General features: G+C 70.9%; 10 protein-coding genes. 5 read left to right on the top strand and 5 right to left on the bottom strand.

What is annotated here, in order from left to right; translation table 11 throughout:
• Positions 1-264 precede the first annotated feature (264 nt).
• Complete coding sequence (locus ABZ354_RS27265) at positions 265-1,515, top strand: cytochrome P450 (RefSeq protein ID WP_358661131.1); 1,251 nt, start codon at positions 265-267, stop codon at positions 1,513-1,515.
• Between the two features lie 103 nt (positions 1,516-1,618).
• Here the strand turns inward: ABZ354_RS27265 and ABZ354_RS27260 are convergent, their stop codons facing one another.
• Together ABZ354_RS27260 and ABZ354_RS27255 are read right to left on the bottom strand one after the other, a co-directional pair.
• A complete protein-coding gene (locus ABZ354_RS27260; RefSeq protein WP_358661129.1) occupies positions 1,619-2,422 on the bottom strand; it encodes an AfsR/SARP family transcriptional regulator in 804 nt (267 codons plus the stop codon).
• Positions 2,419-3,195: an alpha/beta fold hydrolase gene (locus tag ABZ354_RS27255; RefSeq protein WP_358661127.1), complete on the bottom strand. Its 777-nt coding sequence runs from the start codon at positions 3,193-3,195 to the stop codon at positions 2,419-2,421. Before ABZ354_RS27255 ends, ABZ354_RS27260 begins: the two co-directional genes overlap by 4 nt.
• A 1,050-nt stretch (positions 3,196-4,245) precedes the next feature.
• Here ABZ354_RS27255 and ABZ354_RS27250 point away from each other — a divergent pair.
• The gene (locus tag ABZ354_RS27250; RefSeq protein WP_358661125.1) at positions 4,246-5,619 is read left to right on the top strand and encodes a phenylacetate--CoA ligase family protein; all 1,374 of its coding nucleotides are present in this window, start codon (positions 4,246-4,248) and stop codon (positions 5,617-5,619) included.
• A 380-nt stretch (positions 5,620-5,999) separates the two neighbouring features.
• On the opposite strand, the gene ABZ354_RS27245 is transcribed toward ABZ354_RS27250, so the two are convergent.
• The gene (locus ABZ354_RS27245; RefSeq protein WP_358661123.1) at positions 6,000-6,797 is read right to left on the bottom strand and encodes an N-formylglutamate amidohydrolase; all 798 of its coding nucleotides are present in this window, start codon (positions 6,795-6,797) and stop codon (positions 6,000-6,002) included.
• Positions 6,798-6,920: 123 nt separating this feature from the next.
• On the opposite strand from ABZ354_RS27245, the gene ABZ354_RS27240 reads away from it, so the two are divergent.
• Positions 6,921-7,262 carry a DUF5713 family protein gene (locus ABZ354_RS27240; protein ID WP_358661121.1) on the top strand — a complete coding sequence of 114 codons (342 nt, stop codon included), beginning with the start codon at positions 6,921-6,923 and terminating at the stop codon, positions 7,260-7,262.
• 193 nt (positions 7,263-7,455) lie between these two features.
• Here the strand turns inward: ABZ354_RS27240 and ABZ354_RS27235 are convergent, their stop codons facing one another.
• Both ABZ354_RS27235 and ABZ354_RS27230 read right to left on the bottom strand, forming a co-directional pair.
• Entirely contained in the window at positions 7,456-9,675 is a 2,220-nt protein-coding gene (locus ABZ354_RS27235) for an NADP-dependent isocitrate dehydrogenase (protein ID WP_358661119.1), read from the bottom strand.
• Positions 9,676-9,852: 177 nt separating this feature from the next.
• Positions 9,853-10,968, bottom strand: a complete 1,116-nt coding sequence (locus tag ABZ354_RS27230) for a mechanosensitive ion channel family protein (RefSeq protein WP_358661117.1) — start codon at positions 10,966-10,968, stop codon at positions 9,853-9,855.
• Positions 10,969-11,492: 524 nt separating this feature from the next.
• Here ABZ354_RS27230 and ABZ354_RS27225 point away from each other — a divergent pair.
• Complete coding sequence (locus tag ABZ354_RS27225; RefSeq protein ID WP_358661115.1) at positions 11,493-12,728, top strand: epoxide hydrolase family protein; 1,236 nt, start codon at positions 11,493-11,495, stop codon at positions 12,726-12,728.
• Between the two features lie 243 nt (positions 12,729-12,971).
• A complete protein-coding gene (locus tag ABZ354_RS27220) occupies positions 12,972-14,855 on the top strand; it encodes an ABC transporter ATP-binding protein (protein WP_358661146.1) in 1,884 nt (627 codons plus the stop codon).
• Positions 14,856-14,945: the final 90 nt, after the last annotated feature.

Below are 14,945 nucleotides of genomic sequence, written 5' to 3'. Positions count from 1 at the left end.
TGTGGCTGGTGTCAGGTCGTCATGCTCTGATCAGCGCAGTAACCCCGTAGCCCCGTAGCCCCGTGACTCCGTAGCCCGTAGCCAGGTCGTCCGGTCGCCCGGTGGATCGGTGGCCCGGCGCAAGCCGTCGGACTCGGTGCAGGCCGGTGGTGTCGGCGCCAAGCCGGCGGTGTCGGTGGCGTGGGCGGTGTTCGGTGGTGTCGGTGGGAGCCGGAGCAGTCGACGGGCCCGACCGCTGGTCCGGACAACGCGAAGCGAGGCATTGTGCCCATCACGGATAGCAAGCCGGCCGCCACACCCCCCGACCTGGTCGACCCGGCCTTCTGGGCGCGGCCGCACGAGGAACGCGTGGCGCTGTTCGAGGAGTTGCGGCGGCTGCCGCACCCGGCGTTCATCCAGCAGAACATGCCCGGCGTGCCCTGGGCGTTCGGCTATCACGCGCTGGTCAAGTACGCGGACATCGTGGAGGTCAGCCGACGGCCGCAGGACTTCTCCTCGAACGGGGCGACCACCATCATCGGTCTGCCGCCCGAGCTGGACGAGTACTACGGCTCGATGATCAACATGGACAACCCGGAGCACTCCCGGCTGCGCCGCATCGTGTCGCGCTCCTTCGGCCGCAACATGATCCCCGAGTTCGAGGCGGTGGCGACCCGTACCGCCCGGCGGATCATCGCCGAGCTCGTCGAGCGCGGGCCGGGGGACTTCATCAGGCCCGTCGCCGCGGAGATGCCGATCGCCGTCCTCAGCGACATGATGGGGATTCCCGAGGAGGACTACGACTTCCTCTTCGAGCGGTCCAACACCATCGTGGGCCCGCTCGACCCGGACTACGTGCCCGACCGGGCGGACTCCGAGCGTGCGGTGATCGAGGCGTCGCGGGAACTGGGCGACTACATCGCACGTCTCCGTGACGAGCGGCTCGCCGCCCCCCGGAACGACCTGATCACCCAGCTGGTGCAGGTCCAGGCGGACGGCGAGCAGTTGACCCGTCAGGAACTGGTCTCCTTCTTCATCCTGCTGGTCATCGCCGGGATGGAGACCACCCGCAACGCCATCTCGCACGCCCTGGTACTGCTCACCGAGCACCCCGAGCAGAAGCAGCTGCTCCTGTCGGACTTCGACAGGTACGCGAAGGGCGCGGTCGAGGAGATCCTGCGGGTCTCCACGCCCATCAACTGGATGCGCCGCGTCGCCACCCGTGACTGCGACATGAACGGTCACCGGTTCCGCAGGGGCGACCGGATCTTCCTCTTCTACTGGTCCGGCAACCGTGACGAGAACGTCTTCCCCGACCCGTACCGGTTCGACATCACCCGCGGCGCGAACGCGCATGTGACGTTCGGCGCGGTGGGCCCGCACGTCTGTCTCGGGGCCCACCTCGCCCGCATGGAGATCACCGTCCTCTACCGGGAACTTCTCGCGGCGCTGCCCCGGATCCACGCCGTGGGGCAGCCCCGGAGACTGGACTCCAGCTTCATCGAAGGCATCAAGCACCTGCACTGCGCCTTCTGAGCGCGTACGGTCTCCTCCGCGTACGTACGCCCCGCGCCGCTCACGCCAACGCCTGTGATGTCCGTGACGCCGTGCCGCTCACGGCCGCCTCGCGGTGCTCCGGTCAGCTGCCGGACATCGCGAGGGGCGGGGGCGGGGCCATCAGGTGCGTGTCGCCGGACAGTATGGCCCGCTGCAGATCCTGGAGCGGGCGTCCGGGCTCCAGCCCCAGTTCGTCGTTGAGCGTCTTGCGCACCGACTGGTACACCTTCAGCGCGTCCGCCTGCCGCTCGGAGCGGTAGAGCGCCAGCATGAGCTGGCGGTAGAACGCCTCGCACATCGGGTTCTCGGCGGTGAGGGCGTACAGCATGCCCACGGCCTCACGGTGCCGGCCCAGTTGGAGCCGGCACTCGACGAGCATTTCCTGGCACTCCAGCCGGATCTCGTTCAGCCAGGTGGCGAAGCCGTCGACGATCGGACCGTTGGCGACGGTCCCGTTCCCGCCCTGTCCGAGGATCGGGCCGCGCCACAGGGCGAGGGCCTCCGCGAAGCAGGAGGCCGCCTCGTCGTACCGCTTCTCACGGAGTAAGGAGCGGCCCACGTCGACCAGTTCGGGAAATTCCTGGGCGTCGATGGTGTCGTCGCCCTTGTGCAGCACATACCCCGGTGCCCGCGTCTCCACGGGGTTGCCTGCCACCCCGGGCAGCTTCAGGAACTTGCGGAGCTGGGAGATGTACACGTGAAGTCCCGCGGTGGCCCTTCGCGGCAGGTCCTCGCCCCAGATCTCCCGCATCAGCTGCTCCAGGGAGACCAGCTGGTCGGCGCGGATGAGGAGCACCGTGAGGACGATTTCCACCTTCTGCGCGTTGATGGTGGAGTGCTTGTTTCCCTCCCTGATGCGAAGTGGGCCCAGTATTTCGTACCTCACCGAGGATTCCCCCTTGTTGTTGCGTCTCGTGCGTGGTCCAGCAGCGCCTTGGAGATGACGTCCGTGACGCCCCGCTGGTGGGTGTTCAGGTAGAAGTGGCCGCCGGAGAAGACCTTGTGGTCAAAAGGTCCCTCCGTGTGCTCCCGCCACGCCTCCACGTCGTCCGGTGCGGCCTGCGGGTCCCGGTCGCCCACCAGGGCGGTGATGGGGCAGGTCAGTGGAGGCGACGGGGTCCATCGGTACAGCTCGACCGCCCGGTAGTCGTTGCGGACGACCGGGAGGATCTCCGCGCGCAGTTCCTCGTCGTCCAGGAACACCGGGTCCGTGCCGCCGGCCCTGCGCAGTTCGTCGGCCAGCTCGGCGTCGCTCAGCAGGTGTACGGTGCCCCGCCGGAAGCGGGACGGTGCGCGCCGTCCCGACACGAACAGCCGGCACGGCTCCTGCCCCGTCCGGTCGCGCAGCCGCTGGGCGACCTCGTAGGCCAGCACGGCACCCATGCTGTGGCCGAACAGGGCCAGCGGGCGGTCGTCGAACGGCGCGAGTGCCCCCGTGATCAGGTCGGCGAGCCGTGCGACGTCGTCGATGAGCGGCTCTCTGCGCCGATCCTGCCTTCCGGGGTACTGCACGGCGAGGACCTCGGTGCCGGGGAGGAGCGCGGGGGATTGCGCCAGGGGATGGTAGTAGGAGGCCGAGCCCCCCGCGTGGGGCAAACAGACCAGGCGAACACCTGCTTCCGGCCGAGGCCGAAAGCGACGTATCCATGGGTCCGACATATCGGGTGTGGGGGAGACGGACAATATTTTTCCCTTCGTCGGGAACGCTGACAACGGCGTCACATCACATAGCCGCTCCTGATCATGTGCAGCTCGGAAATTAAAAAGCAATATCGCCACGACGGCAACAGGGTGGAACAGGACAATCCTTGACTTTTTTCCCCGGCATTCCCGTGCGGTCGATGCGCCGCGGTCAACTCGGGGCGAGTTTCAAAACTTAAATATGAATGCTTGACATTGCACCCCGTGCAATAAGTGCCCGAGTGGGCCGGAGTCCGCTCCGTGAGGTGTCATCGACGGAAGTGCCCAGGTGGGCGGCGTGCTCGCCGATGTGACCGGTAGGGTGGGTCTGGCGTTTCGGCCGGGGCTGTGCCACCTCGGCGCCGCTCCCGTCGCCCATGTTTTTGCGGGATCATTGCGTCGCCTTGGTTTTATCTCTGCCGACGCGTCATTGGTCTGCACTAATTCTCCTTTGTGCGTCATCAACGGGAAACAATCTGTTTTTCGGCTGCGTCTTCCGGCGCATTCACCGGAACTTCGACGCTGGCTTGTTGTTTTCTTGCGGTGTCGTCGGGCCGGGGCGGGGGCCCGGCGCGGACGGGGCCCCACGCGCCCGTTTCCGCGCCGCCGCGTGGCCGCGGCACGCCGCCGGGCGGGCGCAGGCGCGAGGTGGCCGGGGTGCGCTGGTCGGTACCGGGTGGCCGGATTCATACGCGTGTGAAGCAGCGGGAGTTGGCCACTCGACTGGTCCGGGGGCGGGCGGCGCCACCGGCGCGGTGCCCGGCACCCCGCCCGCGGGGTGGGCGACAGCGGTGGCTCGTGACAGCGGCAGGGCTCGGGGGACGGGGTGTCACCTCTTGGGGTGACTGTGCGTCGTTCGAGGCGTCCCGCCCCACGGTGTATCCGCGATCGTCGTGCCATGGGGCGGCGGGAGCGTACGCCTGGGCGTCGCCCTCGCCCCCGGTCCCGGCCACCGGCCGGAGCAGCCACCCGAAGCCCGAAGCCGCCCTCCGGCCACCGGCCGGGCCGCCACCGAAGGAGCACAAGACGATGAGCCAGAGCATGCCGTGGCTGATGCGGGACATCCGCCGGGCCCGCAAGCAGGACACGGCCGCGGTCGCGCGGCGACGAGGCGACCGGCTGGCGGACCTGGTCGCCCATGCCCGCTCCGCATCGCCGTACTACCGGGAGCTCTACCGCGATGTGCCCGAGCGGGTCGAGGACCCGCGGGTGCTCCCGGTCACCGACAAGAAGCAGCTGATGGACCACTTCGACGACTGGGCGACGGACCGCGACATCACCCTCGAGAAGGTCCGCGCGTTCACCGACGACCCCGACATGATCGGACGGCGCTTCCTCGGCCGCTATCTCGTGGCCACCACCTCGGGCACCAGCGGCAGGCGTGGCATGTTCGTGCTCGACGACCGGTACATGGACGTGTCCTCCGCCGTGTCCTCGCGGATACTCGGCTCCTGGCTCGGCCCGCTCGGCATTGCCCGGGCCGTCCTCCGCGGCGGACGCTTCGCCCAACTCGTGGCCACCGAGGGGCACTACGTCGGCTTCGCCGGGTACTGCCGCCTGAAGGGGGAGAGCGCGGTACGCGGCAAACTGGTCCGCGCGTTCTCCGTGCACGAGCCCATGTCGCGACTGGTCGCCGAGCTCAACAGGTACCGCCCGGCCTTCGTCATCGGCTACGCGAGTACGGTCATGCTGCTCACCGCCGAACAGGAGGCCGGCCGCCTGCGCATCGACCCGGTTCTGATCGAGCCCGCCGGCGAGACGATGAGCGCCGGCGACACCGAGCGCATCGCCAAGGCCTTCGGCACCCAGGTGCGCACCATGTACAGCGCGACCGAGTGCACCTACCTCAGCCACGGCTGCGCCGAGGGCTGGTACCACGTCAACGACGACTGGGCCGTGCTCGAACCGGTCGACGCCGACCACCGGCCCACCCCGCCCGGGGAGTTCTCGCACACCGTGCTGATCAGCAACCTCGCCAACCGCGTGCAGCCGTTCCTGCGCTACGACCTCGGCGACAGCGTCATGGTCCGCCCGGACCCCTGCCCCTGCGGCGCCGCTTCACCGGCGATCCGGGTCCAGGGCCGGGCCGGCGACATCCTCACCTTCCCCTCCGGCCGCGGCGAGGACGTCAGGCTCGCCCCGCTGGCCTTCAGCAGCCTGTTCGACCGCATGCCCGGCGTCGAGCTCTTCCAGATCGAGCAGACCGCGCCGTCGACCCTGCGGGTACGGCTGGTCGAGGCCCCCGGCGCCGACGCGGAGAGTGTGTGGCGCAGGGCCCACGAGGGACTGACCCGCCTGCTCGCCGACAACAAGCTCGACGACGTCACCGTCGAACGGGGCGAGGAACCGCCGCAGCAGGCGGCCGGGGGCAAGTACCGGACCGTCGTCCCGCTCGCCGACTGACGCCGGCCGGGGCGTCGGGAAGGCGCACCGCGCGTGGCCGCGTGGCCGCGTGGCCGTCCCGGCCCCCTGGGCGGCGCGGGCCGGCGGTGACCGCCGTCACCACACGCAGGGCGGGCCGCCGGGCCCCGCGGATCGGGGTGCGGTGCGGCCGGAGCACCTGCCCGGGCGGCACGGCGAGCCGCAGCCCCGGCAGCCGGTCCAGGAGCGTCCCCATGGGCAGTCCGGTGAGCAGACGGGCCGGGACCGCATCTCCTCGGCCGTCCCTCCGGCGTCGTGGCGGGCCGGGGCCCGTCGCGCGGAAGTGTCCCGGACGGCGTCCCACCTCTCCCGGGGCGGTGCGCGGCGCCCCGCCCGCGCGGGACGCGCCTCCGCGACCGGGCTCAGCCGGACACGGCCGCCACGAGGTCCGCGAGGGCGCCGGCCAGCCGGTGCAGGCCCGGCCCGGCGGGGCCGCCCGGCTCCGTCATGTACGTGTCCCGGCGGATCTCCACCATCAGCGCCGCCACCTCGGGCCGCTTCCCGTAGAACTCCAGCGGCACGTACGTCCCGCTGAACGGGCTGTCCAGGCCGACCTCACCGCGGCGCCCGAACGCGGTCAGGGCCGCCTCCAGCAGCGCGGGCGGTGTGTGGAACGCGTCGGTGCCGAGACAGACCGGCGGGCGCGGCCCGTCGCCGTGCAGCTCGTACGGCAGCCGGGCGGTGGGGTAGGAGTGCACGTCGATGATCACCGCCCGACCGGTCGCGGCCAGCCGGTCGGCGACCGCGGCGGTCATGGCCCGCGCGTACGGCCGGAAGTACCGCTCGATCAGCGGCTCCGGGTCTGTGTCCGCGGGCCGCAGCTCGTCGCGGTGAGTGGTCCGCGTGTACACGGCGCCCATGCCGACGGCGCGCATCTCTTCCCGCTCGTCCGGGAACCGCTCCGGGTCGACCACCAGCCGCGACAGCCGGTTGACGAACCGCCAGGGCGCGACCCCGGCTGACCCGGCCGCCAGCTCGGCGAGCCGGGCGGTGTGCGCGTCGGTGATGTGGTCCAGCTCCCGCCCGAGCGCCGCCTCGTCCAGCACGATGCCCGCCCGCACGGCGGCCGGAATCTCCCGCGCCGAGTGCGGCACGTGCAGGATCACCGGCGAGCGCGCGGCCCCTGCGAGCAGTTCGAAGGGGTGCGGGACGTCGGTCATACGGCTGCTCCGGACATCGTGGGCGGCGTCGGCGGGTGGCTGTCGGCGGCGTTGTCAGTGGCGTACGGCAGGATCAAAGTGCCACATCGGCACGTGAGTACGGGACCCAGGGGGAGCGGCAGCATGGCCATCCGCAACGAGCAGGTGACGGCGTACGCGTTCCTGAAGAGCATGTACGACGACGGGTACTACCCGGACCACGTCGTGGACCGGGGGAAGGCGGTCCTGCTGCGTCTGTGCGAGCGCATCGAGAGCGAGCGGCCCGACGGCCTGATGGCGCTGTACCCGCTGACGCACGCCGCGACCGAGGAGTTCAACGACCTGGAGGCCGAGTTCGAGGCGGCGGGCAGCGAGATCGAGACCGTGGCCCGGGAGGAGATAGCGGAAGCCTTCTGGTTCGTGGCGCAGGCCTACGGTTTCCCCGACGCGGACGTGGAGGAGCTGATCGCCACCCGCGACTGGTGACCGGGATGTGCAGAAAGCGGGGCCCGTGGCCGGGGGCGGTCGCCGTACCGGCCTTCCGCCGGGGAGGGAGGGCCCTGGACGCGAGAGGTCCCCGGCAGCGTGGTGCTGCCGGGGACCTCCCGGTGCGTCGTGGCGGCACGATCAGCCGGTCACCCCCCGCCGGAGCGGGCCGTCCGGCTCGGGCCGGGCCGGGTCAGCTCAGGGACGCGAGCGCCGCGTTCCACGTGGCCGACGGGCGCATGATCTCGGCGGCCTTCGCCGGGTCGGGCCGGTAGTAGCCGCCGATCCCGGCCGGGTTGCCCTGGACGGCGTTCAGCTCCTCCACGATCTGACGCTCGTTGGCCGCGAGGGTCTCGGCGAGCGGCGCGAAGGCCTTCGCGAGCTCCGAGTCCTCGCTCTGCTGCGCCAGCTCCTGCGCCCAGTACAGCGACAGGTAGAAGTGGCTGCCGCGGTTGTCGATGCCGCCGACGCGACGGGTGGGGGACTTGTCCTCGTTGAGGAAGGTCGCCGTGGCGCGGTCGAGGGCGTCGGCCAGGACCTGGGCGCGGGCGTTGCCCGTGACCTTGGCGAACTGCTCCAGGGACGGCACCAGGGCGAAGAACTCGCCGAGGGAGTCCCAGCGCAGGTAGTTCTCCTTGACGAGCTGCTGCACGTGCTTGGGCGCGGAACCGCCGGCGCCCGTCTCGAACAGACCGCCGCCCGCCATCAGCGGGACGACCGACAGCATCTTGGCGCTGGTGCCCAGCTCCAGGATCGGGAACAGGTCGGTCAGGTAGTCGCGCAGCACGTTGCCCGTGACGGAAATGGTGTCCTCGCCGCGGCGGATGCGCTCGACGGAGAACGTGGTCGCCTCCACCGGGTTGAGGATCTTGATCTCCAGTCCCTCGGTGTCGTGCTCCGAGAGGTACTGCTCGACCTTGCCGATCAGGTTGGCGTCGTGCGCGCGGGTCGCGTCCAGCCAGAACACGGCCGGGACGCCGGTCGCGCGGGCACGGGTGACGGCGAGCTTCACCCAGTCGCGGATCGGGGCGTCCTTGGTCTGGCAGGCGCGGAAGATGTCACCGGCGGACACGGCCTGCTCGATGACGGCGCTGCCGCTTTGGTCAAGCAGGCGGACGGTGCCCGTGGTGGGGATCTCGAAGGTCTTGTCGTGGCTTCCGTACTCCTCGGCCTTCTGCGCCATGAGGCCGACGTTCGGGACGGAACCCATGGTCGAGGGGTCGTAGGCGCCGTGCGCGCGGCAGTCGTCGATCACGGCCTGGTAGACACCGGCGTACGAGGAGTCCGGCAGGACGGCGAGCGCGTCGTGCTCCTGGCCGTCCGCACCCCACATGTGGCCGGAGGTGCGGATCATCGCCGGCATGGAGGCGTCGACGATCACGTCGGACGGCACGTGCAGATTGGTGATGCCCTTGTCGGAGTCGACCATCGCCAGCTCCGGGCCCTCGGCGAGCTCGGCGTCGAAGGACGCCTTGATCTCGGCGCCCTCGGGCAGGTTCTCCAGGCCCCTGTAGATGCCGCCGAGGCCGTCGTTCGGGGTGAGACCGGCCGCCGCGAGGGACTCGCCGTACTTCGCGAACGTCTTCGGGAAGAAGGCGCGCACCACGTGACCGAAGATGATCGGGTCGGAGACCTTCATCATCGTGGCCTTCAGGTGCACGGAGAACAGCACACCCTCCTGCTTGGCCCGGGCGACCTGCGCGGTGAGGAACTCGCGCAGCGCGGCGACGCGCATCACGGAGGCGTCGACGACCTCACCGGCGAGGACCGGTACGGACTCGCGCAGCACGGTGGTGGTGCCGTCGTCGCCGACCAGCTCGATACGGAGGGCGCCGTCCTCGGCGATCACCACGGACTTCTCGGTGGAGCGGAAGTCGTTCTCGCCCATCGTCGCCACGTTCGTCCGGGACTCGGAGGTCCAGGCGCCCATGCGGTGCGGGTGGGTCTTGGCGTAGTTCTTCACCGACGCCGGGGCGCGGCGGTCGGAGTTGCCCTCGCGCAGGACCGGGTTCACGGCGCTGCCCTTGACCTTGTCGTAGCGGGCGCGGATGTCGCGCTCCTCGTCGGTCTTGGGGTCGTCCGGGTAGTCCGGCAGCGCGTAGCCCTGGGCCTGCAGCTCGGCGACCGCGGCCTTGAGCTGCGGGATCGACGCCGAGATGTTCGGCAGCTTGATGATGTTTGCCTCGGGCGTCTTCGCCAGCTCGCCCAGCTCGTGCAGGGCGTCCGGGATCCGCTGGTCCTCGGTGAGGTACTCCGGGAACACGGCGATGATCCGCCCGGCCAGCGAGATGTCGCGCGTCTCCACGGCGACGCCCGCCTGAGAGGCGTACGCCCGGACCACCGGCAGGAAGGAATACGTTGCCAGGGCCGGGGCCTCGTCAGTGTGCGTATAGATGATGGTCGAGTCAGTCACCGGGTGCTCCGCTCCACGTCTGCAACATTGCTCGACATCAAGATATCTCGTGATCCTCCACGGCTCGACAGGGGTCGACGGCCACTGTCGGCCACATTCGGGCCGATACGCCGACGCGCACGGTACGGGGAGTGATATGGCCCACACTCCACGCCGTGCGCGTCGGACTCCCGTCGGTCAGCCCGGCAGCCGGGCCGCCTCGCCCAGCGGGCCGGACCCGGACGCCTCACCGGCGCCGGCGCCACGCTGGTGCGGGATCGCCGCACCGCCCTGCTGGAACGACACCTGCCGGGTGGGCGCCGGGATGCGGATGCCCTCCTCGCGGTAGCGCCGGTGCAGCCGCTTGATGAACTCGTGCTTGATCCGGTACTGGTCGCTGAACTCTCCGACCCCGAGGATCACGGTGAACCCGATCCGCGAGTCGCCGAAGGTGTGGAACCGCACGGCCGGCTCGTGGTCGGGCACGGCTCCCGGGACGTCCGCCATCACCTCGGCGACGACCTCGCTCGTCACCCGCTCCACGTGCTCGAGGTCGCTGTCGTAGCCGACCCCCGCCTGGACCAGGATCGTCAGCCGCTGCTCGGGACGCATGAAGTTGGTCATGTTCGTCTTGGCGAGCTCGCCGTTGGGGACGACGACCAGGTTGTTGGAGAGGTTGCGGACGGTCGTCTGCCGCCAGTTGATGTCCTCGACGTAGCCCTCCTCGCCGCTGCTCAGCCGGATGTAGTCGCCGGGCTGGACGGTCCTGGAGGCGAGGATGTGGATACCCGCGAAGAGGTTCGCGAGCGTGTCCTGGAGGGCCAGGGCGACGGCCAGACCGCCGACGCCCAGGGCGGTGAGCAGCGGCGCTATGGAGATGCCCAGCGTCTGGAGCACCACCAGGAAACCGATCGCCATCACCAGCACGCGGGTGATGTTCACGAAGATCGAGGCCGAGGCGGCGACCCCGGAGCGCGACTGGGCGACCGACCGGACCAGACCGGCGACGAACCGGGCCGCCGCCACCGTCGCCACGAAGATCAGCAGCACCGTCAGCGCCTGGTTCACATGGTGCTGGGTCGCCCGCGTCAGCGGCAGCGCCGCGCCCGCACCGGCCGCACCGGCCGAGGTCGCCACCCACGGCACCAGCCCGCGCAGCGCGTCCACGATGACGTCGTCGCCGCCCCAGCGGGTGCGGTCGGCGTGCCCGCCCAGCCAGCGCAGCAGCATCCGCAGCAGGAAGGCCCCCAGCAGGCCCGCCCCGAGGGCGATCCCGGCGAGGACCAGGTCGTCCATGGTGAGGGACCGCGTCACCGGTCACCCCCGTGGCCGTGGACGGCGGCGAATCCCCTCGCCGACGGCCGGATGTGCAGTGTCGTCACGTCGTCACCTGCTCGATTCCCGTGAATGGCGGCGCGCCGGCCGCACGAAGCACGGCCGACGCGATCGCCCATCCTGCCGCATCCGGTACAGGTGTTCGTACCGGTGGGCGTCGGAAGGGAGAGGTGCCATGAGGGGTTTCAGACGTCCGGCCGCCTCGCACCGCTCGTGGGACACGCCCGCGGCGGGCGGACCGCCGCCGACCCGTGCCGCACGCGACCACCGTGCGACGCCGGGGCGGACAGCCATCCGTGCGACGCCGCTCCGGGGCGGACGACCACCTGGGCGACGCCGCTCCGCACGGATGTGAAAACGTCCCCTTGCCGAAGCCGTCGAGTGTCTGCGCCGCCGCCGAAGTGGTCGAGTCGCGGCGAGGCGCGACCGCCCCGGCCGTCGGCTGCCCCACCACTCAACGGGCCGACAAGGGACCGCTTCCCCAACCAGTGAGGAACCACGCCATGACCACCCCGCGGGCCTTCCCCCTGGAGCCCACCCCCCTCCACGTGTCCGACGAGGTCCTCGACGACCTGCGCGCCCGTCTCGCACTGACCCGTCCGCCACTGGACGAGGGGAACGGAGACTGGTCCTACGGCGTCCCCGACAGCTGTCTGCGTGAGCTGGTCGCCCATTGGCGGGACGGCTACGACTGGCGCGGGGCCGAGGCCGCCATGAACGCCCACGAGCACTACCGGGTGAGCGTCGCCGGTGTCCCGGTCCACTTCATGCGCAAGCCCGGCCGCGGCCCCCGCCCGATCCCGCTGATCCTCACCCACGGCTGGCCGTGGACGTTCTGGCACTGGTCGAAGGTGATCGGCCCGCTCGCCGACCCGGCCGCGTTCGGTGGCGACCCCGCAGACGCGTTCGACGTCATCGTGCCGTCCCTGCCCGGCTTCGGTTTCCCCGGCCCGCTCACCGGCTTCGCGGACGTCAACTTCTGGAAGGTCGCCGACCTCTGGCACACCCTGATGACCGAGACCCTGGGCTACGACACCTACGCCGCCGGGGGCTGCGACATCGGCGGGCTCGTCTCCAGCCAGCTCGGCCACAAGTACCCCGACGAGCTGTACGGCATCCACATCGGCTCCGGGCTGCCGCTCGACTTCTTCACCGGCCCCCGCGCCTGGGACTTCGCCCGGAACCGGCCCCTCACCGACGAACAGCCCGCCGACGTCCGCGCCCGCGTCATCGAGCTGGACCACCGCTGGGCGCCCCACCTCGCCGTGCACATGCTCGACGGCGCCACCCTGGCCCACGGGCTGAGCGACTCACCCGCCGGACTGCTCGCCTGGCTGCTCGAGCGCTGGAACGCCTGGAGCGACAACGGCGGCGACATCGAGTCCGTCTTCACCAAGGACGACCTGCTCACCCACGCCACGATCTACTGGGTGAACAACTCCATCGCCACGTCGATGCGGTACTACGCCAACGCCAACCGCCACCCCTGGGCCCCCGCCCACGACCGCACCCCGGTCGTACAGGCCCCGGTCGGCCTCACCTTCGTCACGTACGAGAACCCGCCCGGCGTCCACACCGCCGACGAGCGCGTCCGGGCATTCGAGAACGGCCCGCAGGCCGCCTGGTTCAACCACGTCAACGTCAACGCCCACGACCGCGGCGGGCACTTCATCCCCTGGGAGAACCCCGACGCCTGGGTGAGCGACCTGCGCCGCACCTTCCACGGCCGCAGGCCCTGACCGACCCCGCGGACTCGTCGGACCTTCCGCTCCTCCCTGCCCAAGCGGAGGGAACGTGTCGTACTCCTCCCTGTCCGCGCGGAAGGAAGGTGCCGTACGGGGTGAGGCGGGACCCCGGCTACCGGACACGGGAACGGCGCCGTCCTGGCAGGAAACGGACGAGAATGCGGCGCCGGCCGGGGCCGTACCGGGGGGAGGGTTGACCTCAAGGAAGCTTCAGGTCCTAGGTTCATCGGCATGAGCATGGAGACCACAGCCTGGACGCAGCTGCACAGCGTCCTCAACGCCCAGCAGGACCGCCGCCCCCTCGGGCGCGCGACGCTGCGCCGCATCGTCGCGTTCGCCCGCCCGCACCGCCGCCGCATCGCCCTGTTCGTGCTGCTCGGGGTGGTGACGGCCCTGCTCGCCGTGGCGACCCCGGTGCTGGCCGGCAAGGTCATCGGCGTGATCGTGTCGGACGGCGCCGAGAGCACCGTCGTACGCCTGGCCCTGCTGATCGCCCTCATCGCCGTCGCCGAGGCGGCGCTAGGCATCCTCTCCCGGCGCCTGTCGTCGTCGCTCGGGGAGGGACTCATCCTCGATCTGCGCACAGCCGTGTTCGATCATGTGCAGCGCATGCCGGTCGCGTTCTTCACCCGTACCCGTACGGGAGCGCTGGTCTCCCGTCTCAACAACGACGTCATCGGCGCGCAGCGCGCGTTCAGCAACACCCTGTCGGGCGTGGTCAGCAACGTGGTCACGCTGCTGCTGACGCTCGCCGTGATGCTCGCGCTGTCCTGGCAGATCACCCTGCTCGCGCTGGCGCTGCTGCCGGTGTTCGTGGTCCCCGCCCGGCGCATGGGCCGCCGGATGGCCGTCATGCAGCGCGAGGCGGCGACGCTGAACGCGGCGATGGGCACCCGCATGACCGAGCGGTTCTCCGCGCCGGGCGCCACGCTCGTGAAGCTGTTCGGCCGTCCGGAGGAGGAGTCGGAGGAGTTCGCCGAGCGGGCCCGGCGGGTCCGCGACATCGGCGTACGCACGGCGACCGCCCAGTCCGCCTTCATCACCGCCCTCACCATGGTCTCGGCGCTCGCCCTCGCGCTCGTCTACGGCCTCGGCGGCTTCTTCGCCCTGCGCGGCGCCCTGGAACCGGGCGCGATCGTGTCACTGGCCCTGCTGATCACCCGCCTGTACGCGCCGCTGACCGCGCTCGCCGGGGCCCGCGTCGAGGTGATGAGCGCGCTCGTCAGCTTCGAGCGGGTCTTCGAGGTGCTCGATCTGAAGCCGCTCATCGCCGAGCGTCCGGACGCCCGGCAGGTGCCCGAGGGCCCGGTCGCCGTCGAGTTCGAGGACGTCCGCTTCGGCTACCCCTCCGCCGACAAGGTCTCCCTCGCCTCCCTGGAAGAGGTCGCCTCGCTCGACACCAGAGGCGGCGCCGAGGTGCTGCGCGGCATCTCCTTCCGCGCCGAACCCGGCCAGACGGTCGCCCTCGTCGGCTCCTCCGGCGCCGGGAAGTCCACCGTCGCCCAGCTCCTGCCGCGCCTCTACGACGTCGACGCGGGCGCGGTGCGCGTCGGCGGCGTGGACGTCCGCGACCTGACGGCGGCGTCCCTGCGCGAGACGATGGGCATGGTCACGCAGGACGGCCATCTCTTCCACGACTCGGTCCGCGCGAACCTCCTGCTGGCCCGGCCCGCCGCGACCGACGACGACCTGTGGGACGCCCTGCGCCGCGCCCGCCTCGACGACCTCGTACGGTCCCTGCCCGACGGACTCGACACGGTCGTCGGCGAACGCGGCTACCGGCTGTCCGGCGGTGAACGCCAGCGCATGACCATCGCCCGCCTGCTGCTGGCCCGCCAGCGCGTCGTCATCCTCGACGAGGCCACGGCCCATCTGGACAACACGTCGGAGGCCGCCGTCCAGGAAGCACTCGCCGAAGCCCTGGAGGGCAGAACGGCCGTCGTCATCGCCCACCGCCTGTCCACCGTCCGCGCGGCCGACCAGATCCTGGTGGTCGAGGCGGGCCGGATCGTCGAACGCGGCACGCACGACGAGCTGTTGCGGGTGGACGGCCGCTACGCGGAACTGCACCGCACGCAGTTCGCGAAGGGGGAGGGGAAGGTGCCGGAGGCGGCGGCCTAGTTGTACTGACCCGTGAGGTTGGGGACGCGGCTGGCGGGTGGTTGGCCCTTCAGCGCGGTGTGTCCGCGGTGGTGATTGTAGGTGTGCAGC

The organism is Streptomyces sp. NPDC005925, assembly GCF_040638805.1.
Taxonomy (GTDB): domain Bacteria; phylum Actinomycetota; class Actinomycetes; order Streptomycetales; family Streptomycetaceae; genus Streptomyces.
This window is presented reverse-complemented; position numbering and strand designations above follow the sequence as displayed.